Origin of the sequence: Mesorhizobium sp. L2C084A000 (genome assembly GCF_000502875.1) — a bacterium.
In the GTDB taxonomy this organism is placed as follows: domain Bacteria; phylum Pseudomonadota; class Alphaproteobacteria; order Rhizobiales; family Rhizobiaceae; genus Mesorhizobium.
In genome coordinates, this window is sequence record NZ_AYWX01000003.1 from 360,180 (window position 1) to 386,292 (window position 26,113).

Consider the following 26,113-nt stretch of genomic DNA (forward strand, 5'->3'; position numbering starts at 1 on the left):
CGATGAGGCAGGGGCATGCGTCACAGTAACTTCACGGCAATGGCCGCGATTTCGGCCGTCTTGATGATGTCTGGCTGTACAACGGGCGGCGTCGACACCACCAAGACCACCGCCATCCAACCGGCGGCAAAGGACATCGACACCTCCGATCTGGCGCAAGGCAAGGCGCAGTTTCGCGACGCCAATTACGGCCTCGCCGAAAAGCACTTCCGCAAGGCCGTCGAGTTGAAGGCCGACAATGCGGAGGCCTGGATGGGGCTCGCTGCTTCCTATGATGAACTCGGCCGCTTCGACTTCGCCGACCGTGCCTACGGCCAGCTTTTGAAAGTCGCCGGCCGCAAGCCGCAGATCGTCAACAACATGGGCTATTCGCAACTGCTGCGCGGCAATCGCAAGAAGGCCAAGGCGCTGCTGCTCGAAGCGAAGGCCGGCATGGCCGATCCCACCGTCGTCAACGCCAACCTCGCTCTCTTGAACAAGGGTTGACCTCGCGTCGTCCAAGGGTCCGGTTTCGGGACACATGGCATCGAACGTTTTGTAAACCCTATCCGTAGGTTGCATCGATAGATCGGCTGAAAACCCATATCTGAGGGCTGCCGCTGACCTTAGAGTGCAGCGCAACCGCCGACGCTCGAGAGGCCCTTGCCCGATATGCTGGACTTCAGTTCGCTCCTGCTCGCAGCTGCGCTGTCGGGCATCTGCCTCAGCGTCACCATGTTTGCGATCTGGTTCACCGCGCCCAAGGCAGGCTTCGTGCTGACGGTGGCGTGCGGCATTCTGGTGCTCGTCGCGCATGTGATCCTGTTCTGGCGATACACCAAGGATCCCGATCCGCTGCTCTGTCAGATCGTGCTTGCGCTGCTCAGCCTGGGGTTCCTGATCCTCTGCGTGTCGGCCATGCAATATCTGGGCGTGCCCGGCCACAGACGCGCCGTTGCACCGGCGCTTGCCGCCATGGCTGTCTGTGCGGCAGTGACCTTCCTGGGGCTTGACGGTGTCGGCTTCATCGTCACCTACGCCACGGTGACGGTGCTTCTGTCGGCGATCGGCGCCATGTTTTGGATCAATGGCAGTCACGATCGCCGGATCCTGCTGGTGGTTTCGTTTCTGAGCGGCACCTGCGCTGTGTCGTTTGCGCTTTGTGGCGTGGTTCTGCTGACCAAGGGGCAATGGACGCTCGCGGTCGCGCCCGACAACTGGGCCGAACGACTGAATTCCGTCGTGGCGGTGGCTTGCATGACCGGGCTCGGCGCATTGACGCTCTCCCTCCACCATCTGCAGGCGCAGATCGAGCTGAAGGCCGAGACCATGACCGACCCGCTGACGGGGTTGATGAACCGGCGGGCGTTGACGTCGCTCTACGGCGAGCGGAGTTTCGGTCCGTTCATGTCCGTCGTCATGTTCGACCTCGACCACTTCAAGCGGACGAACGATGTCTATGGCCATCCGGTCGGGGACCAGGTCTTGTGCCGCTTCGCCGCGGTCATCAAGAAATATGCCAGGACCGGCGTCGACGCTTTTCGCCTGGGCGGCGAGGAATTCGCCGTCGTCATGTCGCGAATGACGGAAGAGAAGGCCCATGATCTCGCCAGCAAGATCTGTGTGGCCTTCGGCACCGAGATCGTCGCCACCCAACTCGGCAAGTTGCGCAGCACGGTCAGCGGCGGCATCGGCTTTGGCGAGGCAAGCGGCAGCAGCCTCGATGAGGTGCTGACCGAGGCCGATGCGGCGCTCTATGCCGCCAAGCGCGCCGGGCGAAACTGCGTCATCAGCCGTAAAAGGACAGGCAAGGCCGAACCTATCAAGCCGGCCTTGCGCTCCGCGTAATTATTCCGCCGCACCCAGATAGTCCGACAGTGGCGGGCAGGAGCAGACCAGGTTGCGGTCGCCGGCGACATTGTCGATGCGTGACACCGGTGGCCAGTATTTGGCTGCCGTGTCGGCGTCGCCGGCGGGATAGGCCGCCTCCAGGCGCGAGTAGGGATGCGTCCACTGGCCGGCCAGCACCTCGGCGGCGGTGTGCGGCGCGTTGACCAGCGGATTGTCGGCCAAAGGCCATTCGCCCCTGGCGACTTTCGCTGCCTCGCCTGCGATGGCGATCATCGCCTCGCAGAAGCGGTCGAGTTCCCGCTTGGGCTCGGATTCGGTCGGCTCCACCATCAGCGTGCCGGCGACCGGGAAGGACATGGTCGGCGCGTGGAAGCCGTAGTCGATCAGCCGTTTGGCGACATCGTCGACACTGATGCCGGCGCTGTCCTTGAGCACGCGGGTGTCGAGGATGCATTCATGCGCGATGCGATCGTGCCTGCCCTTGTAGAGAAGCGGGAAATGCGGCGCGAGCCGTGTCGCCACGTAGTTGGCCGAGATGATGGCGGTCTCCGTCGCCTGCTTCAGTCCGGCGGCGCCCATCATGCGGATATACATCCAGGTGATCGGCAGGATCGAGGCACTGCCGAATGGTGCGGCCGACACGGCGTGCGCCGAACCTTCGGTGACATGTCCCGGCAGATAGGGCTGCAGATGCGCCTTTACGCCGATCGGGCCGATGCCCGGGCCACCGCCGCCATGCGGAATGCAGAAGGTCTTGTGCAGGTTCATATGACAGACATCGGCGCCGATATCGGCGGGCCGCGCCAAGGCGACCAGCGCGTTGAGATTGGCGCCATCGAAATAGACCTGGCCGCCATGCTCGTGGATAAGGGCGCAGAGGTGGCGTGCACCTTCCTCGTAGACGCCATGCGTCGAGGGGTAGGTGAACATCAGTGCCGCGAGATTCTTGGAATGCTCGTTGGCCTTGGCTCTCATGTCGTCCATGTCGATATTGCCGTCCTCCAGGCAGCGCACAACGACAACGCTCATCCCGGCCATCGCAGCACTTGCCGGATTGGTGCCATGAGCGGAGGAGGGGATCAGGCAGACGGTGCGATGACCTTCGCCGCGTGAGCGATGATAGGCGCGGATTGCAAGCAGGCCGGCATACTCGCCCTGGCTGCCGGCATTGGGCTGCAGGCTGACGGCGTCGAAGCCGGTGATCTCCGACAGCCATCCTTCCAGTTCGCCGATCATGGCGCGATAGCCGGCCGAATGGCTTGCCGGCGCGAAGGGATGCAAATTGGCGATTTCAGGCCAGCTTACCGGCATCATTTCCGCCGCCGCGTTGAGCTTCATGGTGCAGGATCCCAGCGGGATCATGCTGCGGTCGAGCGCCAGATCCTTGTCGGCCAGCCGGCGCAGCAAGCGCATCATGTCGGTTTCCGACTTGTTCTCATGGAACACAGGCTGGGTCAGGAACTCCTTGCCGCGCGGCTTGCCAGGTACGGTGCTGTCGGCCGACGGAGAGGCCTTGGCGCCGAACAGGGCGGCGATCGCATCGAGATCGGCATCGGTCGAGGTCTCATCGAAGCTGATGCCGACATGGTCGGCATCGATGACGCGCAGCAGCCGGCCGGTCTTTTCAGCCGCAGTGGCGATCTGCGCCGCCTTGCCCTTGGTCTCCACCGTCACCGTGTCGAAACGGCTGGCGCCGATCACCGACACGCCTGCCGCTTCGAGGCCGCTTGCCAGACGATTGGCCAGCGTGTGGATGCGCCCGGCAATCGCCTGCAGCCCGGCGGGGCCGTGCCAGATCGCATAAGCCGTCGCCATGTTGGCAAGCAGCGCCTGTGCGGTGCAGATGTTGGAGGTCGCCTTGTCGCGGCGGATATGCTGTTCGCGTGTCTGTAAGGCAAGCCGGTAGCCGGGCCGGCCTTTGCTATCGGTGGATTGGCCGACCAGGCGGCCAGGCATCAGCCGCGTCAACTTGTCGGAGACGGCGCAATAGGCGGCGTGCGGCCCGCCAAAGCCCATCGGCACGCCAAAACGCTGCATCGGGCCGACGGCAATGTCGGCGCCAAGCTTGGCCGGCGCATCGGTCAGCGCCAGGCCGAGCGGATCGGCAATGAAGACGACGATGGCGCCGGTCGCACGCGCCTTGTCGATCGCCGCCTTGTGGTCGCCATAGACGCCAAACGTATCCGGCCAGGAGACGAGCAAAGCGGCGGTGTTGTCGTCGATCGTCTCGCCATCGATCTCGATGCCGAGCGGCTCGGCGCGGGTGCGCACCACGTCCAGCGTCTGCGGATGCGGCGTGCCGGCAAATGCGATCTTGGTGCGCTTGTCGCGGTGGTGGCGCAAGGCGATGCCGACGGCTTCGGCCACGGCGGTTGCTTCATCCAGCAGCGAGGCCGAGGCCACCGGCAGGCCGGTCAATTCGGTGACCAGCGTCTGGAAATTGAACAGCATTTCGAGCCGGCCCTGGCTGATCTCGGCCTGATAGGGCGTGTAGGCGGTGTACCAGGCCGGGTTCTCGAACAAATTGCGCTGGATGACCGGCGGCACATGGACGCCGTGATAGCCGGCGCCGATGAAGCTCTTCAGCACCGTATTCTTGGCCATGATCGCCGACAATTCGGCCAGCGCTTCCGCTTCGCTGGCCGGTGCGGGCAGGGTCAGCGGCAAGTCGAGGCGGATCGACTGCGGCACGGCCTGGCTGATCAGCGTCTCGACGGACGGAACGCCGATCACGGCAAGCATGGCTCTGACATCGTTGACGCTCGGACCGATATGGCGAGCCGAGAAGGGAGTGAGTGCTGCGGTCATGTCAATACGTCCTGATATCAACCGATATGGGCTTTGTAGGCGGCCTCATCCATGAGACCGGCGAGCTGGCTTTCGTCGGCAAGCTTCATCTTCCACAGCCAGCCGGCCCCTGTTGCGGCCGAGTTGACCAGTGACGGATCCGACGACAGCGTGCCGTTGGCCTCGGTGATCTCGCCATCGACCGGTGCATAGACATCGGATGCCGCCTTGACGGATTCGACCACGACGGCGGTGTCCCCCTTGGTCAATTTCTTTCCGGTCTCCGGCAGTTCGACGAAGACGAGGTCGCCGAGCTGCTCCTGCGCGTAATCGGTGATGCCGACCGTGGCGACGCCGCCCTCGACGCGGAGCCACTCGTGATCTGATGTGAAATAGGTCGTTGCCATTGAGGTCATCCTTTGCGGTAGCGATGCGGTGTGAAGGGCAGGGAACTGATATCGACTGGGATTTTCATGCCGCGCACGTCGGCGAAGACCCGCGTTCCCGGCTTTGCCAGAGGTGTCGAGACATAGCCCATGGCGACCGGATGGCCGGCCGAGGGGCCGAAGCCGCCCGATGTGACCTGGCCGGCCGGATTGCCGTCGGCGTCGAAGAGCGCGGCACCGCCACGCACCGGCCGGCGACCTTCCGGCTTAAGCCCGACCCGCTTTTGCGCGGGGCCTCGTTCCACGGCGGCGCGGAGCGCATCGGCGCCGATGAAAGCGCCGGAAGCGCGGATGTCCTTTGGAATTGCCCACATCAACGCAGCGCTGGCCGGATCGGTCTCCGGCGTGATGTCCTGGCCATGCAGGCACAGCCCTGCCTCCAGCCGCAGACTGTCGCGGGCGGCCAGGCCGATCCACAGCACGCGTTCATCGCCGAGCAGCTTCGCGACGAGGTCGCGCGCATCGGCTTCCGACAGGCCGATCTCGAAACCGTCCTCGCCGGTATAGCCCGACCGGCTCATGAACCAGTTCTTGCGCGGTTCGACACCATGCATGAACAGCAGCGAGCCGGTCTCGATGCCGGCGCGCGAAAGGGCGGCCCAGGCTTCAGGACCCTGGATGGCCAGGAAGACGCGGTCGAGCGGCTCGACCCTGGCGTCGAAATCCGCGGCAAGTGCACGCAAATGCTTTTCGTCGGCGACGGCGTTGCCTGCGTTGGCGACCACCATGAACCTGCTATCGCCAAGTCTGGTGACGATCAGGTCGTCCAGAATGCCGCCTGCCTCGTTGAGGAAAAATGACAGTTTGGACTGTGAGATTTGGAGTGCGCCTGCATCCAAGGGGCAAGCGCGGTTGAGCAGCGCAACCGCCTCCGGCCCGCTGACTTCGAACAGCTTCATATGCGAGATGTCGAACAGGCCGGCCTGTTCGCGGGTGTGAAGATGTTCCTTCATGACGCCCGCCGGATAGGTCAGCGGCATCGACCAGCCGGCAAAAGCGCCAAAACGCGCACCGGCGGCCACATGGATGTCTTCGAGGGGTAGGTGTCTTGTATCGTCGCCCGTCATGTCGTCTCCAGAGTCGCACGCAATCGGCCGCGAATGGCGACCAGTCCGTGCCCCTCTGTCTGAAGCCTGAGAGACTCGCGCAGCCGGAGCTCTGTCAGCGGCGCTTACACCTTCGGCGCGGGGGCAAGCCCCGACTTTCCAGAGTGTCTTTCCCGTCTACGGTTCTTTTGCCTGAGAGATTTCGGGCGATTTCCCCTTCGGCGACAGCTCTCGCTGTTCTCTCCCGCAAACAGGTAGGACTCAGACCCTGAGTCCTCGACGCGCCATCCATAGCTCGCGCGCGACGGCTTGTCACCTGTCAGCGACATCTAAAGCGCGTGCATGCCATTCTTCAAAACCGCGGCACGTTTTTGGGCGACATGCGTTGGCCGACAAGTCTTCGCTAACCACGCCGTTTGCCGGTTTTTCAAGACACTGCTGATATGTTGGCTTGTATGACGCTTGGGGCCGGCGCTTGGCGACGGCGGACGGGGACGACAATGGGCGAATTGATCATGAGCGCGCCGGTGGCCGGGCTGACCTCGAAAAGCCGCATCGCCGCGGAGGACGTGGCGATGTTGCGCCATGAAGTGTTCGGCGATGGCGTCGTGACGCGCGGCGAGGCCGAGGCGCTGTTCGCGCTCGATGCAACGGCGAAGGACAAATGCCAGGAATGGCCGCCCTTCTTCGTCGAGGCGGTTACCGACTATATCGTCCACCAGGAAAAGCCGTCGGGCTATATCTCGCAAGACAATGCCGACTGGCTGATCCGCACGATCTCGCGCGATGGTATGGTCGACAGCCGGACCGAGCTCGAATTGCTGGTGCACGTGCTGGAACAGGCGAAATCGTCGCCGAGCCAGCTTTGCGTCTATGCGCTGGAGCAGGTGGCGCATGCCGTCATTGACGGCAAGGGGCCGCTGATGCTCGGCGGCGCGCTGGCTCCCGGCCTCATCGCACAGGCGGAGGTCGAGCTGCTGCGCCGGATCCTCCGTGCCCATGGCGGCGACGGCAACATCGCCATCACGCGCGCCGAGGCCGAGGTGCTGTTCAAGATCAACGAGTGCACTGCTCAAGGGCACAACGATCCGTCCTGGAACGAGCTGTTCGTCAAGGCGATCGCCAATTTCGTCATGTGCTCGGCCGGCTACGAAGCACCGACGCGCGATGTGGCGCTGCGCCGCGATGCCTTCCTCGAACATGCCGATCCGGAAATCGGCGGCTTCTTCAGCCGCATGATCTCTGGCGGCCTTGCCGGCATCATGGAAGCCTATCGGTCTCCAGGCGACATCGAGGCCGAGTGGGAAGCCAGGAACAGGGCGGCCGAGGCCCTGGCCCGCCGCGCCGAGACGATCGATGCCGGCGAAGCCGGCTGGCTGATCGAACATATCGGCGTCGACAGGCCTCTTTACGAGAACGAACGCGCGCTGTTGACCCTGATCAAGCACGCCTCACCGGAAATCCATCCGGCGCTGAGGCCGCTGCTCGACAAGGTTGCCTGAGCGGTAGGGGTTGCCTCGGTCAAAGCCGGGGTTGCCCGATTAGATCTGGTCGACGTCGATGTATATCCTTGCCAAGCCTTCCCTGACGGTCGACATGGCATCGGCGACGCTGATGGCGATGTGGTCGTGCATGAGCCTTGCGGCCCTGTCGGCATCGCGGGCTACCATGGCTCGGGCGATTTCGCTGTGTTCGGTGTAGGTCGTCGACAATCGCCGGTGCTTCTCCACTTCGATCGTGCGAACGAAATGGATGCGCGTGTTGATGCCTTCGAGCATGCGCGCCAGTTCGGGATTACCTGACAGCCTGGCGATGCGGATGTGAAATTCCTCGTCCCTGGCGGTCAGTTCGGCGCTGGAAAATGAGTCGGCGCGCGCCATGGTGAGCGTCCACCAGTCGACGAGCGCGGCAAGCTCCTCATCTGTCGCGCGCTGGATCGCCAGCCTGACGGAGCGCTCCTCGAGCACCGCCCGCACGTCGGAAAGATTGACGATCTCGTCTACATCGAAGCCCCGGCAAAAGAAGCCGCGATTGGTCTGGAAAGTGATGAGTTCTTCTGTGACCAACCGCTGGAGCGCCTCCCGGATCGGGCTGCGGCTGACATTCAGCCTGGCGGCAAGCGCCACTTCGTTGATGCGCTCGTTCGGCTTGAAGCGATAGTCCATCGCCATGCGACGGATTTCTTCATAGACACGCGGGCCGGTCTTGATCGGCTTGGAGGGCAGGGCCGCGCTGTTGCCCTGGTTGGTTTGCCTGGTGGGTCGGAGCATGGCGTCGGTCAAGCCTTTGCGGCGCTTGGTTCGGCGAACCGCGCCCGTGTGGGAAGGATGTCATCGAGGGCGATTGGTGCCGCCCGGCCGGCGATCAGATCGGCGACGATGCGGGCCGATCCATGTGCCATGGTCCACCCGATATGACCGTGGCCGGTGTTCAGCCAGAGATTTTTGATGTTGCGCAGGCCGAGGATCGGCAGGTTGTCGGGCGTCATGGGCCTCAGGCAGGCCCGCATCTCGGCGCGATCATAGGCGATGCCGCGCGGGAACAAGTCCTGCGTGACGCGCTTCATGAACGCGAAATCCGAAGGCTTGTGGCTGCGATCATAGCCTGCGAATTCCGCGGTGGCGGTCACGCGGATGCGATCGCCCATCGGCGTGATGGCGACGAGGTTGTGCTCATCGATGACAGGGAGTTTTGGAGCCAGCGCCCGATCGATGATGGGAATGGTCATGGAATATCCCTTGACCGGATAGATCGGCAGACCAAGGCCGATCTTGCGGGCGAGGACGGGGCTCTCGGCGCCGAGACTCAGAACGTAGGTGTCGGCCAGAAACTCTCCCTTGTCGGTGACGACCTTGGTGATCGTTTCCTTTCTGCGTTCGATCCCCACGATCCTGGTCCCTGTCAGGATCTTGCCGCCCCTATTTTCGACGATGGCCGCCAGCGCGCGCGTGAACTTGGCGGCGTCGCCGGTTTCGTCGGTCGGACACAATACGCCGCCGGCAATGTTGTCGCGCGACGAAGCCAGCGCCGGCTCGCGGTCAACGATTTCCTGCGCGTCTACGATGCGGATCTCCTGGCCGTCGGCTTCCAGCAGGCGCATGTTGGCGACGCCCTTGTCGAGCGCCTGATGGCTGCGGTGGAAATAAAGAATGCCGTCCGACGTCCTGTCGTACGGGATCGCCTCTTCCCTGACGACCGCCTGCAGGACCGATTGGGAATGGACCGCAAGCCGATGTTTGAGCAGAGTGTTGCGACGTGCTTTGGCGGCCGTGCATTGCATGAGGAAGCGCAACGACCAGCTGTAGAGATGCGGGTCGGTGGAGAGCTTGAAACGAAGCGCCTGGTCTTTCAGGAACAGTGACTTCAGCAGGGTTTTTGGCGCGGCCGGCGATGACCAGACGAAGGAATGGCCGGGCGCGATCATGCCGGCATTTGCCCAGCTTGCCCCTTCGGCCACCTGTGATGCCTGCTCGAGAACGGTGACCGTGTGGCCGTCCTTCTGCAACTGATAGGCCGTGGTGATCCCGACAACGCCGCCGCCCAAGATCAATACGCGCATCGCTGTCCCGAATGGTTGTCGTTTCTATTGTCGACAATTCAATAGGAAGACGCTGGTCATTGTCAACGGCGCGTGGGTCGACGATCGATTCACCGTTCAGACAGGGCGAACCCCGGCATTTCTCGGTTCCCAAAATTCGAACGGAGCTCTTGACACGTTTGGCAAAGTTGTCGTTTCTATTGTCGACAATTCTGATTGGCATCAGGAAGGGGACTGTGCCATGGACGCCCCGCTTAGCCGCGCCGACGACACGCTTGTCCTCGACAAGGAACACATTCCCTTCACGACCGACGACGGCATCGGCACCCGCGCCAATCTCGGCCTGCTCGTCCTTCGGACCGACCAGACCATCGAGGATGAATTCCGCTATGCGCTGCCCGCGCGCGCCATCGCGCTGTACGAGGCGCGGCTCTACAGCGATGTCGAGATCACGCCTGAAAACCTGATGAAGATGTCGGCCGTCATCCCGGGAACGGTCGGGCTCTTGCCGGACGTCAAGTTCGATGTGATCGGCTTTGCCTGCACTTCGGGAGCGCTGGTTATCGGCGAGGACAAGGTCGCCGAACGCGTTCACGAGGTGCTGCCGGGCGTGCAAGTGACCAACCCGGTGACGGCGGCGCGGGCGGCGCTGAAGGCCCTGGGCGTTTCGCGGATCGCGTTGCTCACCCCTTATTTGGCAAAAATCAATCATTCCCTGCGGGCATCGCTGATGGCGCGGGGGATGGATATTCCGGTCATGGGCTCCTTCAACGAGGCGGACGACAATGTCGTTGCACGCATCACGCCGGCGTCGGTCAAGCAGGCCATCTTGGAAATCGGTGCGTCGAGCGACTGTGAGGCGGTGTTCGTTTCCTGCACCAGCATGCGCGTTGCCCGCATCATCGAGGAGGTCGAGAAGGAACTGGGGAAACCGGTAACCTCGAGCAATCACGCCCTTGCCTGGCACATGCTGCGGCTCGGCGGCATTGGTGAGCAGATTGCCGAAAAGGGCGAACTGTTTCGCCGCTCGCTAGGCTAGCATCTTCAGAGCCGGATTTGCGGTGTGCAGCTCAGATCCCGCCGTACCAGTCGTAGCCATTGTCTTCCCAATAGCCGCCGCGACCGCCGCCGACTGTGGCGAAGCCATCGACCAACTCGATCTTGTAGAGATATTTCGGCATCTTGTAGCCGAGCTGGCGCTCGACGCGAACCCGCAGCGGCGCGCCGTTCTCGACCGGCAGCGGCTTGCCGTTCAGGCCATAGGCGAGGATCGTCTGCGGGTGACGGGCATCGATCAGGTCGATGCTGCCGTAATATTTGATGTCGCCCGACAGGCTGCGGTCGATCGTGTCGAGGCAATGGAACATGACATAGCGCGCCTGTGGTTTGACCACCGCCTGGTCCAGCACCAGCGACAGCGGGGTGCCGGTCCATTTGGCTATGCAGCTCCAGCCTTCGACGCAGTCATGGCGGGTGATCTGGGTGCGGCTCGGCATGTTCTGAAGCTGCTCGCGGCTGAGCGACAGCGGCTTTTCGACGAGACCCGTCACTTCCAGACGCCAGTCGGCGAAATTGTTGGCGAGCAGGCCTTTGTAAACATCGTCATCGGGAGCGGTGACACCGTTCGGCCGCTGCGGCTGGCGTATGTCGGCCTCGGTGAATTCCGGCGCCAGCGCGTCACGTCCGGCAAGCAGGCGCTGTGCCCGGTATGTCAGGTCATTGGCGTTTTCGAGAAAACTGCGCAGGCCGCTGCCAACACCTAGCTGACTGTCGAAGGCGTCGCAGCCCGACAGCATGATGCCGGAGACGCCAAGGCTGGCACCGGTCAGGAATTTGCGGCGGCTGATCTGGAATTTTGCCATGTCAGGCATTCCTCTCGACGGGTTTGTCGTCCTGTGCGGGAGGATCGGTGCGATACCAGCCGGTGATGATCGAGCGCAGTTCGTTGATCGGGCCGGCGGCCAGGATCATCAGGATATGGACGACGAAGAAGGCGACCAGCAGCACCATGACGGTGAAATGGATGGTGCGTGCCGTCTGCCGGCCACCGAGCAGATCGTTGAGGAACGGCAGCACCGAATTCATGCTCGGCGACATCGCCAGGCCGGTGATGATCATCAGCGGCAACAGCACGAACAGCACGCCGCTATAGGCCATCTTCTGCAGCGTGTTGTATTCGCGCGCGTGGTGGAATTTGAGCTTGGCATGGTCGACGATGTCTTGCGGCAATCGCTTCAAATCGTCGAGGCGTGGCGCGAGATCGCGCCGCAGATGGCCGTTCACGATGCTGGCGACAAACCAGACGATCAACGTCGTGGTCAGTATCCAGGCAAAGAAGAAATGGATGACGCGCGCGGTGCCGAGATCATAGTAGGACGGGATGGTCGCCCAGGATGGAAAGGCGCGGGATGTCTCCTGGCCGGCCGGACCCGACCAGCCGAGCACGCCAGTCGTGTCGAAGCGCTTGCCGAAGATTTCCGTGTAGCCGCGCGGACCCGCGTCGGAATTCTCAGCGCCGATGGCGAAGATGGTGTTGTTGTAGTCAAAGCCCGATTCTTTGCCGATATAGAGCTGCGGACGGGCATTGAAGATCTGCAGGCCTGACAGCAGCATGAAGAACAAGGAGATGGCCCAGAGCCAATGCGTCAACCGCGTCCAGCGAGACTGCCGGTAGATCAGCGTTTTGTCGTTCGACGCAGAAGCGCCTGGATCGGCGGCGGATTGGCTTCTGGCAACGGATTCCATCGTCTTTCGTCTCCCGGCCTCGCGGCATGGCCTGCGCGTTCATTGTCCTCCTGATACGTCGCGATCCAAACCGATGTTTCATCCGATCACGGATTTATTACGGACCGCCCAGGCTGACGGCGAGATTGACGGCAGCGGCGACGATGACCGTGTTGAAGAAAAACGACAGGATGGAATGGACAAGCACGACACGACGCATATGCGTTGTCGAGATGTTGGTATCGGCAGTCTGTGCGGTCATGCCGATCACCGTCGAGAAGTACAGGAAATCCCAGCCCTCCGGCCGTTTGTCGCCCGGAAACAGCAGTCCGCCGACCGGGATTTTCTTCCTGGTCTCGGCATCCACCGCATCGCCGTCCATCCAGTAGACATGGGCATAATGGAGCGCTGCCATGGCATGGATGGTGAACCAGCCGAGCGGGATCGACAGCAGCGCGAAGGTGAGCTCGACGGGATGGCTTCTGTCCTTCTGATTGATCAGCAGGAACAATGAGATAACGGCAACGCCGACGACGACAAGCGTCACGGCGAAGATGACCAGCACAGGCTGGTCCGTGGCACGCGCATTCCTGCTCAGATACCTGCCGGTGAACTTCGGCATCTGGGCGACGACGAGAATGACATAGGCGGCAAAGAACGCGTTGGCGCCGATCGAATAGGCAAGCGGGGCGTGCAGCAGCAACGCCACGAGAAGCGCAAAAACGCCAACGCAGGCCGACACAGCGAACAGCATGTGGCGCTGAATGGGAGACTTCACCGGGGTTTCGGCAGCCATGTCGGTTCCAACCTTGGATGGCGCTCGGTTTCTAGTCTGGTGTGGCGGATTTGAGCGCCCGCCGCAAGATGCGGTCGAGTTCGCCCAGAAACCGCGACCGGTCTTGTGGCGCGAAGCTGGCATTGTAGCCCTTGCTTTCGCCGGTCTCGCGCAGATGCTGCTTCAGGTCACGCATCGCCATCGCCATGCCGATCGTTTCCGGAGTGAAGGGGCGCCCCGTTGGCCCAAGCACATGGGCGCCGAGCGCCACCGCGCGGGCGGCCAGCGGAATGTCCGCGGTGATCACAATGTCGTTGGTGCGTGCATTGTCGACGATCCAGTCGTCGGCGGCATCAGCGCCCTTGGAGACCACGACATTGCGGATCATCGGATCGCGCGATGGCCGCAGGCCGCCATTGGAGACGTAGGTGACAACGACGCCATGCCGGTCGGCCACTTTTTCGACCTCGGCCTTGACCGGGCAGGCGTCTGCATCGACGAGAATGGCGGGGAGTTCGCTCATGCTTGGGTGGTGCCGTCTTCGACCACGATCTCGGCTNCTCGGCTTCCTTGTCGACCATATGTTCGCGCATCAGCATTTCGGCTTCTTTCACCGCTCTCTTCACATACGGGCCTCGGGCGCTGAATGTGATCTCGTCAATGCATCTATCGATTTCGCCGAGGTCGATGCTGACGCGTTTGTTGTCGCGAAATGTTCGCCAGAGGTCTTCGCCGAAATTGCGAATGCGGTGGATACCTGACGCTTGCCCGTCGCGAAATTTGATGCGGATTATGACCATGCCTTTGCAAGCTTTCGAACGGCTGGTGCGGGCCGGACCAGGAAGGTCCAGCCCGCAATCGTTCAGGCCGGCAGCGCTCCGGACTTCTTCGCCGTCCAGGTGGCGATGTAATCCATCAGGCCGGGGTTGAGGCAGTCATAGGGCTCCAGCCCGATTGTCTTCAGCTGCGAACGGATGCCGTCCATCCCCTTCGGATCGACACCGGACTCGATGATCGATGAGACAAAGGCGGTAAAGCCCGGCGGCGACCAACCGTCCTCTTCGAAGCGTTCGGGATGGATGAAGGACAGGCCCTTGAACGGATGGTCGCGCTCGACCGGCCCGTGCATGTGGACACCGCAGCCGGTGCAGGCATGGCGCTGGATCAGCGCTGAGGGGTCGACCACCTTCAGCTTGTCGCCGTTTTCGGTGACGGTGACGTCGCCGGTGCCGGCCACGGCAACGACTGAGAACACCGCGCCTTCCGGCTTCCAGCATTTGGTGCAGCCGCAGGCGTGATTGTGGGCGATCTGGCCTTTGACCTTCACCTTCACCGGCTTGCTGGTGCAGGCGCAGACCAGCGTGCCGCCGGCAAAGCTTGCGCTTTCCTTCGGCAAGCCATTGTCGATTTTCGGATGCAGTTTCTCCGCCATTCTTTTCTCCTCCCAGTTGTGAACCACAGGGGTCGCTGGCCGTTGGTCGGCGGTTTGTGGTCTTCCTCAGTAAACGACGACGCTTCTGATCGATTTGCCCTCATGCATCAGGTCGAACCCCTTGTTGATGTCCTCGAGCTTCAGCGTGTGGGTGATCATCGGATCGATCTGGATCTTGCCGTCCATGTACCAGTCGACGATCTTGGGCACGTCGGTGCGGCCGCGCGCGCCGCCGAAGGCGGTTCCCATCCAGGTGCGGCCGGTGACCAGTTGGAACGGCCTTGTCGAAATCTCCTGTCCGGCGCCGGCGACGCCGATGACGACCGACTTGCCCCAGCCGCGATGCGAGGCTTCCAGCGCCTGGCGCATCACCTTGGTGCTGCCGGTGCAGTCGAATGTGTAGTCGGCGCCGCCGATCTGGTCGGCGCCACGCTTGGTCATGTTGACGAGGTGGGGCACGACATCGCCGTCGATCTCCTTCGGATTGACGAAATGCGTCATGCCGAACCGCTCGCCCCACTCCTTCTTGTCGTTGTTCAAATCGACGCCGATGATCATGTCGGCGCCGGCAAGTTTCAGGCCCTGGATCACGTTGAGGCCGATGCCGCCGAGGCCGAAGACGACGGCGGTGGCGCCGATCTCGACCTTGGCGGTGTTGATCACAGCGCCGATGCCGGTGGNATGCCGGTGGTGACGCCGCAGCCGATGTAGCAGATCTTGTCGAAGGGGGCGTCGGGGTTGACCTTGGCCAGCGCGATCTCGGGCAGCACGGTGAAATTGGAGAAAGTCGAGCAGCCCATATAGTGAAAGACCTTGTCCTTGCCGATCGAGAAGCGCGATGAACCATCGGGCATCAGGCCCTGGCCCTGGGTGGCGCGGATGGCCGTGCACAGATTGGTCTTTCGCGACAGGCAGGAATGGCACTGGCGACATTCGGGCGTATAGAGCGGGATGACGTGGTCGCCCTTCTTGAGCGAGGTGACGCCCTTGCCGATATCGACGACGACGCCGGCGCCCTCATGGCCGAGGATGGCTGGAAACAGGCCTTCCGGATCGGCGCCAGACAGCGTGAATTCGTCGGTGTGGCAAATGCCGGTCGCCTTGATCTCGACCAGCACCTCGCCCTCGCGTGGGCCGTCGAGATCGACCTCCATGATCTCCAGCGGCTTTCCGGCGGCGACAGCGACAGCGGCGCGGGTTTTCATGGGGCAGTTCCTCCAATGCGAATTTTTTTCCAAGGTTTCAGGTTTTATCGACACGATCAACCGGAACCTGGTGCCAGGACTGGTCCACAGCGGTGAATTGGAATCGCAGATCGATTGGAAGGCAGTGAATTGCATGGTCGGCTTGACCCTGCAAGCACAGGCCATAAAAGGAACGGCCGACCCGAGGGGATGACATTTCGCATGTTCACGAAAATCCTGATCGCCAATCGCGGCGAAATTGCCTGCCGCGTCATCAAGACGGCGCGCAAGATGGGTATCGCCACGGTTGCCGTCTATTCCGATGCCGATCGCGATGCCGTGCATGTCGAGAGGGCCGACGAGGCGGTGCATATCGGGCCTTCGCCAGCCGCGCTGAGCTATCTCGTCCCGGAAAAGATCATCGCCGCCTGCAAGGAAACGGGAGCCCAGGCCGTGCATCCCGGCTACGGATTCCTGTCCGAGCGGGCGGCTTTCTGCGAAGCGCTGGAAGCGGAAGGCATCATTTTCATCGGCCCGAAGCCCAAGGCGATCAAGGCGATGGGCGATAAGATCGAATCGAAGAAGTTCGCCAACGCCGCCAAGGTTTCCACCGTGCCCGGCTGGCTCGGCGTCATCGAGAATGCCGACCATGCCGAAAAGATCGCCGGCGAGATCGGTTATCCCGTGATGATCAAGGCTTCGGCCGGCGGCGGCGGCAAGGGCATGCGCATCGCCTGGAGCGAGGCCGAAGTGCGCGACGGCTTCGACCGCGCGCGCTCGGAAGCCAAGAGCTCGTTCGGCGACGATCGTCTCTTCATCGAGAAATTCATCGTCGATCCGCGCCATATCGAAATCCAGGTGCTGGCCGACGCGCATGGCAACGCGCTCTATCTCGGCGAGCGCGAATGCTCGATCCAGCGACGCAACCAGAAGGTCGCCGAAGAGGCGCCGTCGCCCTTCCTGGACGCCGCGACACGCAAGGCCATGGGCGAGCAGTCGGTGGCGCTGGCCAAGGCCGTCGATTACCAGAGCGCCGGCACGGTCGAATTCATCGTCGACAAGGACAAGAACTTCTATTTCCTTGAAATGAATACACGATTGCAGGTCGAGCATCCGGTGACGGAGCTCGTCACCAGCATCGATCTGGTCGAGCAGATGATCCGCGTCGCCGCCGGCGAAAAGCTTGGCCTGAAGCAAAGCGACATCAAGCTGAACGGCTGGGCGGTGGAAAGCCGGCTCTATGCCGAAGACCCTTACCGCAACTTCCTGCCTTCGATCGGCCGACTGACGCGCTACCGGCCGCCTGAGGAAGGACAATTCGGCGATGTCGTCATCCGCAACGACACCGGCGTCACCGAAGGCTCCGAAATCTCGATGTTCTACGATCCGATGCTCGCCAAGCTGTGCACCTGGGCGCCGACGCGTCTGGAGGCCATCGATGCCATGTCGGAAGCGCTCGACAGCTTCGTCGTCGACGGTATCGAGCACAACATTCCGTTCCTGGCCGCCTTGATGCAGCATCCGCGTTGGCGGGAAGGGCGGATATCGACCGCTTTTATATCGGAGGAATATCCCGACGGCTTCGCGCCGGTCGTACCGAACGACGATGAGAAGGCCGTGCTGGCGTCGATCGCGACCGCGGTGGAACTGCTGCGCCGTGACCGGCTCGACCGGCTGGGCGGGCGGCTGGCGCCGCATTCGGGAGCTCTGAAGCGCGACTGGGTGGTAAAGATCGGCGATGACTATCTGTCGGCGTCGATTATCGAGGGCATGATTTCCATTCCGATGGAAATCGATCTGTCGATCGAGGGCGGCAGGGCGTTGACCGTTGCATCAGACTGGCGGCCGGGCGATCTGATCTGGCGCGGCACGGTAGGCAAGCGCAAGGTTACGGCCCAGGTCAGGCCGGTTGCCAACGGCTTTCGCATAGCCTGGAAAGGCATGTCGGTGACCGCGCGCGCCATGCTGCCGCGCACCGCCGAGCTGGAAAGGCTGATGCCCGAAAAGGTGGCGCCGGACACGTCGAACCTGCTGCTTTGCCCGATGCCTGGCCTTGTCGTGTCAATTGCCGTTGCCGAAGGCCAGGAGGTCAAGGCCGGCGAGACATTGGCGGTGGTCGAAGCGATGAAGATGGAAAACGTGCTGCGTGCTGAACGCGACCTTGTCGTCTCCAAACTCAACGCCAAGCCAGGCGACAGCTTGGCCGTGGATGCGGTGATCATGGAGTTTGCGTAAGGCTGGCCGGGCCGGCAGCCTGTGATCAGCAGCGGTTTGTGCTGGACTGGCATCGCGCGGTCCCGGACAATACATCTCCATCGACTCAAGGACCTTCACACAGCACCATGGCCGACGAAAAACTTCCCCGCGATCCCCTGAAGCGCGAAGCAGCGATTGCTGCGGCGCGGCCCGAGGCCCCGGCGCGGCCCTTCGTCCATCTGCGCGTGCATTCGGCCTATTCGCTGCTGGAAGGCGCCTTGCAGATCGGCAAGGTGGTGGCTCACGCGGTCAAGGACGAAGCCCCGGCCATCGCCGTCACCGACACCAACAATCTGTTCGGCGCACTGGAATTCGCGCAGAAGGCGGTGAAGGACGGCATCCAGCCGATCATCGGCTGTCAGACGGCGCTCGCCTTTTCCGGCGAAAACAGCGATGGCCAGCGCGACCGCAGGCGGCAGGGCCCGGATATGCGGCCGGTGGTCCTGCTCGCCGCGACCGAAGCCGGCTATTCCAATCTGGTCAGGCTGGTTAGCCGCGTCTACCTCGAAACGCCGCCGGGCGAAGCCGTGCACCTGACCACCGAAATGATGGACGGCTATTGTGACGGATTGATCTGCCTCAGCGGTGGGCCGCGCGGACCGATCGGCACCGCGCTCAAGGAAGATCGCCGCGACCTGGCCGAAGCCCGGCTTTTGACCCTCAAGGAGATGTTCGGCGACCGGCTCTATGTCGAGTTGGACCGGGTTTCCGGTTATGACCGCGTGATCGAAAAATCCTCGATCGATCTGGCGTATGCCCATGAACTGCCCCTGGTCGCCACCAACGAGGCGTTCTTTTCCTCTCGTGACGACTATGACGCACATGACGCGCTGATCGCCATCGCCGAGGGATCGGTCGTCGCCGCCGACAATCGTCGCCGGCTGTCGCCGGACAATTTCCTGCGCAGCCAGGCCGATATGGCGCGGCTCTTTGCCGATCTGCCGGAGGCGATCGACAACACTGTCGAGATCGCGCTGCGCTGCTCCTACTATCCCAGGAATCGCAATCCGATCCTGCCGCGCTTCACCGGCGGCGATGTCGCCGACAATGACGCCGCGGTGCAAGCGGAAGCCGACGAACTGGCCCGCCAGGCGCATGAGGGGCTCGACGCGCGCCTCGCCATGCATGGCCCAACCGCCGGCTATACGGTCGAGCAATACCGCGAGCGGTTGAACTTCGAGCTTGGCATCATCACCAAGATGAAGTTTCCCGGCTACTTCCTGATCGTTGCCGACTTCATCAAATGGGCGAAGGCTCAGGGCATTCCGGTCGGGCCGGGCCGCGGTTCGGGCGCAGGCTCGCTGGTCGCCTATTCGACGACCATCACCGACATCGATCCGCTGCGCTTCTCGCTTCTGTTCGAGCGCTTCCTCAATCCCGATCGCGTGTCGATGCCCGACTTCGACATCGACTTCTGCCAGGATCGACGTGAGGAGGTCATCCGCTACGTCCAGCAGAAATACGGTCGCGACCAGGTCGGCCAGATCATCACCTTCGGTACGCTGCAGGCTCGCGCCGTGCTGCGCGACGTTGGCCGTGTGCTGCAGATGCCCTATGGCCAGGTCGACAAGCTCTCCAAGATGGTGCCACAGAACCCGGCCAATCCGGTCAAGCTCGCTGACGCCATCGCCAACGAGCCGCGCTTTGCCGAAGAGGCCGAGAGGGAGCCGATCGTCCAGACGCTGCTCGATATGGCGCAGAAGCTGGAAGGCCTTTACCGCCATGCCTCGACGCACGCCGCCGGCATCGTCATCGGCGACCGGCCGCTGTCGGAACTGGTGCCGATGTACCGCGATCCGCGCTCGGACATGCCCGTCACCCAGTTCAACATGAAATATGTCGAGCAGGCCGGACTGGTGAAGTTCGACTTCCTCGGCCTGAAGACGCTGACCGTGCTGGAGACGGCGGTGAAGCTGATCCGCCGGCGCGGCATCGAGATCGATCTGGCGACGATCCCGCTCGACGATCCCGACACCTACGCCATGCTGTCGCGCGGTGAAGTGGTCGGCGTGTTCCAGGTGGAAAGCGCCGGCATGCGCAAGGCGTTGATCGGCATGCGGCCCGACTGCATCGAGGACATCATCGCGCTGGTCGCGCTCTACCGCCCCGGTCCGATGGAGAACATTCCGACCTACAACGCCAGAAAGCATGGCGAGGAGGAGATGGCGTCGATCCATCCCAAGATCGACCATCTGGTGAAGGAGACGCAAGGCGTCATCGTCTACCAGGAACAGGTGATGCAGATCGCGCAGGAGCTGTCCGGCTACTCGCTCGGCGAAGCCGATCTGCTGCGCCGCGCCATGGGCAAGAAGATCCGCGCCGAGATGGACAAGCAGCGCGAGCGCTTCGTCTCCGGCGCTGTCGAGCGTGGCGTCGGCAAGCCGCAAGCCGACTTCATTTTCGACCTGCTGGCCAAGTTCGCCGACTATGGTTTCAACAAATCGCATGCCGCCGCCTACGCGGTGGTTTCATACCAGACCGCCTATCTCAAGGCGCATTATCCGGTCGAGTTCCTGGCGGCGTCGATGACGCTCGACATGGGCAACACCGACAAGCTCGCCGATTTCCGCCAGGACGCGCTACGCCTCGGCATAGAGGTTCTGGCGCCGTCGGTGACATCGAGCTTTCGCCCCTTCGAGGTCGGTGAGAACCGCATCTACTATTCGCTGGCGGCGCTCAAAGGCGTCGGCGACGCGGCGGTCGAACACATCGTTGCCCAACGTGGGGAAAGGCCGTTCAAGAACCTTGCTGATTTCTGCGAGCGGGTCGATCCCAAGATTGTCGGCAAGCGCGTCTTCGAAAGCCTGATCATGGCCGGTGCGCTCGATTGCTTCGGCCACGACCGCGCGTCGATGATGGCGGGCGTGGAGCGCATGATGGGACTGGCGTCGCTGGCGCAGCAGAATGCGGTTTCCGGCCAGCACGACATCTTCGGCGCTTCGCTCGGCGCCCAGTCGCAGGCACTCAATCTGCCGGCGACAGAGCCGTGGCTCGCCGCCGACCGGCTGCACCGTGAATTCCAGGTGGTCGGCTTCTATCTCTCGGCGCACCCGCTCGACGAGTACAAGGCGGCCCTGCAGAAGATGCGGGTTCAGACGTGGGCCGAGTTTTCGGCGGCCGTCAAACGCGGTGCCGCCGCCGGCCGTCTGGCCGGCACGGTGACGTCCAAGCAGGAGCGCAAGACGCGCACCGGCAACAAGATGGGCGTTATCGCCTTTTCTGACACATCCGGCCAGTACGAAGCCGTGCTGTTTTCCGAAGGACTGGCGCAATATCGCGATCTGCTCGAGGCCGGCCGCTCCGTGGTCATCACCGTTGCCGCCGAGGACAGGCCGGAAGGCGTCAATCTGCGCATCAACTCAGTGCAGTCGCTGGAGGACGAGGCAAGCCGTATCCAGAAGGCACTTCGCATTTTCGTGCGCAACGCCTCGCCGATCAACACGCTGGCCGGCCAACTGACCGTCAGGGGCGAAGGCCAGGTCAGCTTCGTGCTGATCAAGGAAGAGGGCGAGGGGGAAATCGAGATCGAGCTGCCGAACCGCTACCGGATTTCGCCGCAGATCGCCTCGGCGATGCGCGCGGTGCCGGGCGTGGTCGAAGTGGAGTTGGTGTGACCCCCGCTCTTTCTCGCGCGCGGCAATCAGCCGGGCGGTCGCTGCCGCGAACGCCAGCGCAGTCAGCATGAAGCCGGCACAGAGGAACGGGTCGCAGACGGTTTCAACCTTGGCGCGGCTGCGTGACAGGCTGCGCAGGCTCTATCATGGGCGCACGCCGGCCGCTTTCCGGTTCCAACTGGTGGCCGTCGTCATCGACCTCGCCATCATCGCTTTCTTCATCGCGACGCCGGTTCTTCAGGACAAGCCGTCATTCCTCTGGCTCGACTATTCGGCGGCCGCGCTTGTCGCCGCGGACCTGGTCGCCCGGCTGCTTGCCTCCAAAAACATGCTGCGGCTGATGAAGCAGCCGACGTCGTGGGTCGATGTCTTCATCCTTTTGACGCTGCTGATGCCGACGGCGTTCGCCAATCTCGCCTTCCTGCGCATCCTGCGGCTGTGGTCGCTGTCGCGCAGCGGTTCGCTCTGGCGGCATCTGGAGATGCGCGGCCTGCGGCCGTGGCGCGAGGCCAGCCACGCGGTCATCAACCTCTTGACCTTCCTGTTTGTCATCACCGGCTTCGTCTACACGTTCTTCTTCCGCACTGGCGCCGGCCTGGAGAACTATATCGACGCGCTTTATTTCACCGTTCGCCACGGTGACGACGACCGGCTTCGGCGACATCGTGCTGCCGGGCATGGCCGGCAAGCTGACGGCAATCGTCACCATGATCATCGGCATATCGCTGTTTGTCAGACTGGCTCAGGCGATCTTCCGGCCAGCCAAGGTTTTGTTTCCCTGTCCGCAGTGCGGCTTGCGGCGGCACGAGCCGGACGCCGTGCATTGCAAAGCCTGCGGCCATCTCCTCAACATACCCGACGAAGGGAACTGACGGCCGGCGGAACTACGACGCCGCCACTTCGGCCGGCTTCATTGGCCTGCGCTGAAGATTGAGCAGATTGCCCATCAGGATCAGCAGCGCGCCACCGGCGGTGAAGGCGTCGATCTGCTCGCTATAGAGCAGCCAGCCAATCAGTGCCGATAGCGGCACGCGCAGGAAATCCATCGGCGAGACGATGGTCGCGTCGGCATGACCAAGCGCACGGGCCATGCAGAAATGCGACGACATGCCGGTGAAGGCGATCAGCATGATCCATGGCCACAGCTCCAGTGGCGGGTTGCGCCACGTATAAAGCGCCGGGATGAGACCGACCACCGATTGGATAACCAGCATCCAGAAGATGATGCGCACGACGCTGTCCGTCCGGGTCAGCGACTTGATCGTGACCACCGAGATGCCGAAGCAGGCCGCGGCACCCAGCACGACGAGATGTCCAGGATCGACCGAGCCGACACCGGGGCGCACGATGATCACCACGCCGATCAGCCCCAGCCCGATCGCTGCCAGCTTGGCTCGGTTCAGCCTTTCGCCAAGAAAAATCACCGCCAGGATAGCTGTCCAGATCGGCGTGGTGAATTCGATCGAGATCAGCACGGCCAGCGGGATCAAAGTGAGGGCGTAGAGCCAGGCCGCCTGGCCCGTGTAGTGGATGACGTTGCGGGCGATGTGGGCAATGGGGCGCCGCGTGCGCATGGCTTGAAAGCCGCCACTCGTCATCACCAGCGGCAGAAGGATGAAGAAGCCGATCACAGAGCGCAACTCCAGCACCTGGAAGACGTTGAGCTCCGCTGTCGTGGCTCGGCCGGCGACCGTCATCCCAAGGAAGGAAGCGATCGACAGCGCCATCCAGAACGCGGCCTTGGGGATCGAGGGTGTGGGTGCCATTCGCGCTATGTCGCAGCCCAGGACTTCTGCCGCAATCGCTACGCAAGGCATTCTTCTGGGCCAGTCGCGACTGCTGGATGTTGTGAAACAGTCATGTGGCGGGCGGAACCTGAAACGGCAAGTGGCGTTGAGTCCCGATGGTCAGCCGTGCTGGCGGACCGTCCCGCCTTTTTGAAGATCGACAGGGAGAGCTTCGATGAGATTCTTCGCGCAATTCGCGCTTGCCGGCGGTTTACTGGTTGCGGCAGGCGCGGCACATGCCGACGAGACGCAATTTCTCCAGTCGTTCAAGGGCAATTTCGCCGGCAAGGGTATCGTCAAGGTCACCACCGATGCGCCGACCGTGAACGTGTCCTGCACGTTCAGCTCGAACGCGACATCGACCTCCCTGTCGCTCGACGGCAATTGCCGGGGGCTTGTCGTGGTCACGCGTGCCATCAGCGCGGATCTGAAGGCCAGCGGCGCCAAATACAGCGGCATCTATGTCGGCTCTCGCACGGGACCGGCACAGCTCAACGGCAGCCGTTCGGGCAACGCGATCAACCTGGGCATTCGCTGGGCCAAGGAGGTCAATGGCGACCGAAGGGCGCAGATGAAGGTCGAGAAACGCGGCGAGAACGGCATGCGGCTGACCGTCATCGACACCGACCCGAAAACCGGCAAGAGCGTGGTGACGAGCAGGATAGATCTGCAGCGCACCTAATCCTCGAGCGGCTCCGGCGGATGGGCGTCGCGGCCCTTGCCGAATGTGTAGCCGGTTTCCACCGCCTTGCGGCCGAACTTGTCGCGCAGGGCATCGATGGCGCCTTCGGCCATGGCGCGCTTGCGCGATTGGATGTCGACCAGATCGGGCGGGTCGGCCTTGTCGTCGTCCGAAAGGTCGCTGACGCCGATGCCTAGCAGCCGATATTTCGTGCCGTCGGTTTCCTTGCGCAGAAGCTCCACCCCGGTCTGAAAGATGCGGTCGGCGAGCCGGGTCGGATCGCCGAGCTGGCGATTGCGCGTGCGCAGCTTGAAATCCTGGCTCTTCAGTTTCAGCACCACGGTGCGCCCGGCAATGCCTGACTTTTTCAGCCGTGCCGAGACCTTTTCCGAAAGACCCCTGAGAACCGCGATCAGTTCCTCCAGCGACGCGATGTCGGTGTCGAAGGTGGTTTCGGCCGATACGCTCTTGACATCCTGGTCGGGATCGACGCGGCGGACGTCCTCGCCGCGCGAAAGGTGGTAGAGCCGGTCGCCCATCGTGCCGTAGCGGCGCATCAGGTCGCCGCGATCCATCTGCTGCAACTGGCCGATAGTGCGGATGCCGTCACGCTCCAGCGTGGCGTTGAATGCCTTTCCGACACCCCAGATCATGGTCACCGGCTGCGCCGCCAGGAAGCCGACTGCCTCGGCCTCGCCGATGACCGAGAAACCGCGCGGCTTGCGAAAATCAGACGCAATCTTGGCAAGGAACTTGCAATAGGACAGGCCGGCCGAAACGGTGATGCCGATCTCCTTCTCGACGGCCTGCGCGAAGCGCGCCAGCACCACAGCAGGCGGCAGGCCGTGCAGTCGTTCGGTGCCGGCGAGGTCGAGAAACGCCTCGTCGATCGACAGCGGCTCGACCAGCGGTGTCAGCGCTTGCATCATGGCGCGCACTTCGCGGCCGACGCGCACGTATTTTTCCATGTTGGGGCTGATGACGACCGCCTCCGGGCAGGCTTCGAGCGCCTTGAACATCGGCATGGCCGAGCGGACGCCCTGGATGCGGGCGATGTAACAGGCGGTGGAGACGACGCCGCGCTTGCCGCCGCCGATGATCAGCGGCTTGTCCTTGAGCGCCGGATTGTCGCGCTTTTCGATCGCCGCATAGAAGGCGTCGCAATCGATATGGGCCAGATGCAGCCGGTAAAGCTCGGGATGACGCACAAGCCGGGGGCTGCCGCAGCGCTCGCAGCGGCGCGTCGGGCTGCGCTGAAACATCAGGCAGTCGCGGCAAAAACCGTGATCGGGATTGTTGACAGGGGCCGCCATCGCTGCGAACATAAAGAGAACAGAAGCAATGGTACGACAGTGCAAGGCCAGCGACAAGGCTGGCCTGGGGAGAACGCATGAGCACGACCATAGCGCCGCTTGCGCCCGAGCTTTGGGCTGAATTCGAGGACCTCTTCGGCAAGCAAGGCGCCTGCTACGGCTGCTGGTGCACGCATTTCCGGCTGGCGCCGGCGATGCGCCGCGAGAGCAGCCGGGAACGCAACAAGGACCACATCAAGGCGCGTATCGAAGCCGGCCCGCCGCCCGGACTGCTGGCATTCGAGGATGGCCAGGCGGTTGGCTGGATGCAGATCGGACCGCGCGCCGACGTGCCCGAATGGAACAATCAGGGCAGGGGGTCGGCACCGGTCGATCCTGCCGACGCGGGGGATGCGGCCGTTTGGGCGATCTCCTGCTTCTTCATCCGCGCCAAGGCGCGCGGCAGGGGCATCACGCATCGCCTCGTCGAAGGCGGCATAGGTTTCGCCCGCCAGAATGGGGCCCGGCTGCTCGAGGCGTGCCCGATGGACCTGTCTCGCGATTCGCGCTCGATCGGCCTGTTCGTCGGTTCGTCACGGGTCTTCGAGAAGGCGGGTTTCGAGCGGCTGGTGGAACGCAAGGCCGGTCGCCCGCTGATGCGGCTGGTGCTTTGATCGAGATGGTCTGCCCGGATGCCGTTGTCGATCTCACCTTGCGGTT

The 26,113-nt window shown here is 62.9% G+C and carries 21 protein-coding genes, 2 pseudogenes and 1 riboswitch; of the genes and pseudogenes, 10 read left to right on the plus strand and 13 right to left on the minus strand.

The window, feature by feature from the left end:
• The first annotated feature begins 15 nt into the window (after nt 1-15).
• Together X735_RS155305 and X735_RS155300 are read left to right on the plus strand one after the other, a co-directional pair.
• On the plus strand, nt 16-486 hold the full coding sequence (locus X735_RS155305) for a hypothetical protein (RefSeq protein WP_023810509.1): 471 nt from the start codon (nt 16-18) through the stop codon (nt 484-486).
• A 165-nt stretch (nt 487-651) separates the two neighbouring features.
• A complete protein-coding gene (locus tag X735_RS155300; protein WP_023810510.1) occupies nt 652-1,827 on the plus strand; it encodes a GGDEF domain-containing protein in 1,176 nt (391 codons plus the stop codon).
• On the opposite strand, the gene gcvP is transcribed toward X735_RS155300, so the two are convergent.
• Genes gcvP through gcvT form a run of 3 tightly spaced genes read right to left on the minus strand, consistent with a single transcriptional unit; the run spans nt 1,828 to nt 6,130 of the window.
• Nucleotides 1,828-4,638, minus strand: a complete 2,811-nt coding sequence (gene gcvP, locus X735_RS155295; protein ID WP_023810511.1) for an aminomethyl-transferring glycine dehydrogenase — start codon at nt 4,636-4,638, stop codon at nt 1,828-1,830.
• A 17-nt stretch (nt 4,639-4,655) separates the two neighbouring features.
• On the minus strand, nt 4,656-5,024 hold the full coding sequence (gcvH, locus tag X735_RS155290) for a glycine cleavage system protein GcvH (protein ID WP_023810512.1): 369 nt from the start codon (nt 5,022-5,024) through the stop codon (nt 4,656-4,658).
• 5 nt (nt 5,025-5,029) lie between these two features.
• Entirely contained in the window at nt 5,030-6,130 is a 1,101-nt protein-coding gene (gcvT, locus tag X735_RS155285) for a glycine cleavage system aminomethyltransferase GcvT (protein ID WP_023810513.1), read from the minus strand.
• 149 nt (nt 6,131-6,279) lie between these two features.
• Nucleotides 6,280-6,366, minus strand: a riboswitch (glycine riboswitch).
• 243 nt (nt 6,367-6,609) lie between these two features.
• On the opposite strand from gcvT, the gene X735_RS155280 reads away from it, so the two are divergent.
• Nucleotides 6,610-7,611: a hypothetical protein gene (locus X735_RS155280; RefSeq protein WP_023810514.1), complete on the plus strand. Its 1,002-nt coding sequence runs from the start codon at nt 6,610-6,612 to the stop codon at nt 7,609-7,611.
• A 39-nt stretch (nt 7,612-7,650) separates the two neighbouring features.
• On the opposite strand, the gene X735_RS155275 is transcribed toward X735_RS155280, so the two are convergent.
• Nucleotides 7,651-8,379 (minus strand): GntR family transcriptional regulator, encoded by a 729-nt coding sequence (locus tag X735_RS155275; RefSeq protein ID WP_023810515.1) that lies wholly within the window; start codon nt 8,377-8,379, stop codon nt 7,651-7,653.
• 8 nt (nt 8,380-8,387) lie between these two features.
• Complete coding sequence (locus tag X735_RS155270) at nt 8,388-9,668, minus strand: D-amino acid dehydrogenase (RefSeq protein WP_023810516.1); 1,281 nt, start codon at nt 9,666-9,668, stop codon at nt 8,388-8,390.
• A 220-nt stretch (nt 9,669-9,888) separates the two neighbouring features.
• Here X735_RS155270 and X735_RS155265 point away from each other — a divergent pair, with 220 nt between their 5' ends.
• Complete coding sequence (locus tag X735_RS155265; protein ID WP_023810517.1) at nt 9,889-10,686, plus strand: aspartate/glutamate racemase family protein; 798 nt, start codon at nt 9,889-9,891, stop codon at nt 10,684-10,686.
• 31 nt (nt 10,687-10,717) lie between these two features.
• On the opposite strand, the gene X735_RS155260 is transcribed toward X735_RS155265, so the two are convergent.
• From X735_RS155260 to X735_RS01000000165735, 6 genes and pseudogenes are all read right to left on the minus strand, one after another.
• Nucleotides 10,718-11,509, minus strand: a complete 792-nt coding sequence (locus tag X735_RS155260; RefSeq protein WP_023810518.1) for a molybdopterin-binding protein — start codon at nt 11,507-11,509, stop codon at nt 10,718-10,720.
• Between the two features lies 1 nt (nt 11,510).
• Nucleotides 11,511-12,392, minus strand: a complete 882-nt coding sequence (locus X735_RS155255) for a cytochrome b/b6 domain-containing protein (RefSeq protein WP_023810519.1) — start codon at nt 12,390-12,392, stop codon at nt 11,511-11,513.
• A gap of 97 nt (nt 12,393-12,489) precedes the next feature.
• Nucleotides 12,490-13,167, minus strand: a complete 678-nt coding sequence (locus X735_RS155250; RefSeq protein ID WP_023810520.1) for a DUF1345 domain-containing protein — start codon at nt 13,165-13,167, stop codon at nt 12,490-12,492.
• Between the two features lie 31 nt (nt 13,168-13,198).
• Complete coding sequence (locus X735_RS155245) at nt 13,199-13,669, minus strand: YaiI/YqxD family protein (RefSeq protein ID WP_023810521.1); 471 nt, start codon at nt 13,667-13,669, stop codon at nt 13,199-13,201.
• Between the two features lie 339 nt (nt 13,670-14,008).
• A complete protein-coding gene (gfa, locus tag X735_RS155235) occupies nt 14,009-14,578 on the minus strand; it encodes an S-(hydroxymethyl)glutathione synthase (protein ID WP_023810523.1) in 570 nt (189 codons plus the stop codon).
• A 66-nt stretch (nt 14,579-14,644) separates the two neighbouring features.
• Nucleotides 14,645-15,783: pseudogene (locus X735_RS01000000165735) on the minus strand (S-(hydroxymethyl)glutathione dehydrogenase/class III alcohol dehydrogenase).
• Here X735_RS01000000165735 and X735_RS155230 point away from each other — a divergent pair.
• The 4 genes and pseudogenes from X735_RS155230 to X735_RS01000000165740 all read left to right on the plus strand — a co-directional run bounded on the left by X735_RS155230 (nt 15,782) and on the right by X735_RS01000000165740 (nt 22,504).
• A complete protein-coding gene (locus X735_RS155230) occupies nt 15,782-15,976 on the plus strand; it encodes a hypothetical protein (RefSeq protein ID WP_023810524.1) in 195 nt (64 codons plus the stop codon). The pseudogene X735_RS01000000165735 and the gene X735_RS155230 sit on opposite strands and share 2 nt — an antisense overlap.
• Before the next feature lie 8 nt (nt 15,977-15,984).
• The gene (locus tag X735_RS155225; protein WP_023810525.1) at nt 15,985-17,997 is read left to right on the plus strand and encodes an acetyl/propionyl/methylcrotonyl-CoA carboxylase subunit alpha; all 2,013 of its coding nucleotides are present in this window, start codon (nt 15,985-15,987) and stop codon (nt 17,995-17,997) included.
• A 107-nt stretch (nt 17,998-18,104) separates the two neighbouring features.
• Complete coding sequence (gene dnaE / locus X735_RS155220) at nt 18,105-21,632, plus strand: DNA polymerase III subunit alpha (protein ID WP_023810526.1); 3,528 nt, start codon at nt 18,105-18,107, stop codon at nt 21,630-21,632.
• Nucleotides 21,633-21,699: 67 nt separating this feature from the next.
• A pseudogene (locus X735_RS01000000165740) lies at nt 21,700-22,504 on the plus strand (potassium channel family protein).
• 12 nt (nt 22,505-22,516) lie between these two features.
• Here X735_RS01000000165740 and X735_RS155215 read toward each other — a convergent pair.
• Nucleotides 22,517-23,398 carry a DMT family transporter gene (locus X735_RS155215; RefSeq protein ID WP_023810527.1) on the minus strand — a complete coding sequence of 294 codons (882 nt, stop codon included), beginning with the start codon at nt 23,396-23,398 and terminating at the stop codon, nt 22,517-22,519.
• A gap of 196 nt (nt 23,399-23,594) precedes the next feature.
• On the opposite strand from X735_RS155215, the gene X735_RS155210 reads away from it, so the two are divergent.
• Complete coding sequence (locus X735_RS155210; RefSeq protein ID WP_023810528.1) at nt 23,595-24,101, plus strand: hypothetical protein; 507 nt, start codon at nt 23,595-23,597, stop codon at nt 24,099-24,101.
• On the opposite strand, the gene X735_RS155205 is transcribed toward X735_RS155210, so the two are convergent.
• Nucleotides 24,098-25,426 carry a DNA polymerase IV gene (locus X735_RS155205; RefSeq protein WP_023810529.1) on the minus strand — a complete coding sequence of 443 codons (1,329 nt, stop codon included), beginning with the start codon at nt 25,424-25,426 and terminating at the stop codon, nt 24,098-24,100. The two genes, X735_RS155210 and X735_RS155205, sit on opposite strands and share 4 nt — an antisense overlap.
• A 65-nt stretch (nt 25,427-25,491) precedes the next feature.
• On the opposite strand from X735_RS155205, the gene X735_RS155200 reads away from it, so the two are divergent.
• Nucleotides 25,492-26,067 (plus strand): GNAT family N-acetyltransferase, encoded by a 576-nt coding sequence (locus tag X735_RS155200; protein WP_023810530.1) that lies wholly within the window; start codon nt 25,492-25,494, stop codon nt 26,065-26,067.
• Nucleotides 26,068-26,113 lie beyond the last annotated feature (46 nt).

Bases quoted from the DNA above. Each gene is read 5' to 3' on its own strand.
- X735_RS155280 (WP_023810514.1), top strand. From the start codon at position 6,610: ATGGGCGAATTGATCATGAGCGCGCCGGTGGCCGGGCTGACCTCGAAA.
- gcvT (WP_023810513.1), bottom strand. From the start codon at position 6,130: ATGACGGGCGACGATACAAGACACCTACCCCTCGAAGACATCCATGTG.
- X735_RS155305 (WP_023810509.1), top strand. From the start codon at position 16: ATGCGTCACAGTAACTTCACGGCAATGGCCGCGATTTCGGCCGTCTTG.
- X735_RS155225 (WP_023810525.1), top strand. From the start codon at position 15,985: ATGTTCACGAAAATCCTGATCGCCAATCGCGGCGAAATTGCCTGCCGC.
- X735_RS155205 (WP_023810529.1), bottom strand. From the start codon at position 25,426: ATGTTCGCAGCGATGGCGGCCCCTGTCAACAATCCCGATCACGGTTTT.
- X735_RS155245 (WP_023810521.1), bottom strand. From the start codon at position 13,669: ATGAGCGAACTCCCCGCCATTCTCGTCGATGCAGACGCCTGCCCGGTC.
- gcvP (WP_023810511.1), bottom strand. From the start codon at position 4,638: ATGACCGCAGCACTCACTCCCTTCTCGGCTCGCCATATCGGTCCGAGC.
- X735_RS155275 (WP_023810515.1), bottom strand. From the start codon at position 8,379: ATGCTCCGACCCACCAGGCAAACCAACCAGGGCAACAGCGCGGCCCTG.
- X735_RS155265 (WP_023810517.1), top strand. From the start codon at position 9,889: ATGGACGCCCCGCTTAGCCGCGCCGACGACACGCTTGTCCTCGACAAG.
- X735_RS155260 (WP_023810518.1), bottom strand. From the start codon at position 11,509: ATGGCAAAATTCCAGATCAGCCGCCGCAAATTCCTGACCGGTGCCAGC.
- gcvH (WP_023810512.1), bottom strand. From the start codon at position 5,024: ATGGCAACGACCTATTTCACATCAGATCACGAGTGGCTCCGCGTCGAG.
- dnaE (WP_023810526.1), top strand. From the start codon at position 18,105: ATGGCCGACGAAAAACTTCCCCGCGATCCCCTGAAGCGCGAAGCAGCG.
- X735_RS155215 (WP_023810527.1), bottom strand. From the start codon at position 23,398: ATGGCACCCACACCCTCGATCCCCAAGGCCGCGTTCTGGATGGCGCTG.
- X735_RS155250 (WP_023810520.1), bottom strand. From the start codon at position 13,167: ATGGCTGCCGAAACCCCGGTGAAGTCTCCCATTCAGCGCCACATGCTG.
- gfa (WP_023810523.1), bottom strand. From the start codon at position 14,578: ATGGCGGAGAAACTGCATCCGAAAATCGACAATGGCTTGCCGAAGGAA.
- X735_RS155230 (WP_023810524.1), top strand. From the start codon at position 15,782: ATGGGGCAGTTCCTCCAATGCGAATTTTTTTCCAAGGTTTCAGGTTTT.
- X735_RS155200 (WP_023810530.1), top strand. From the start codon at position 25,492: ATGAGCACGACCATAGCGCCGCTTGCGCCCGAGCTTTGGGCTGAATTC.
- X735_RS155270 (WP_023810516.1), bottom strand. From the start codon at position 9,668: ATGCGCGTATTGATCTTGGGCGGCGGCGTTGTCGGGATCACCACGGCC.
- X735_RS155210 (WP_023810528.1), top strand. From the start codon at position 23,595: ATGAGATTCTTCGCGCAATTCGCGCTTGCCGGCGGTTTACTGGTTGCG.
- X735_RS155300 (WP_023810510.1), top strand. From the start codon at position 652: ATGCTGGACTTCAGTTCGCTCCTGCTCGCAGCTGCGCTGTCGGGCATC.
- X735_RS155255 (WP_023810519.1), bottom strand. From the start codon at position 12,392: ATGGAATCCGTTGCCAGAAGCCAATCCGCCGCCGATCCAGGCGCTTCT.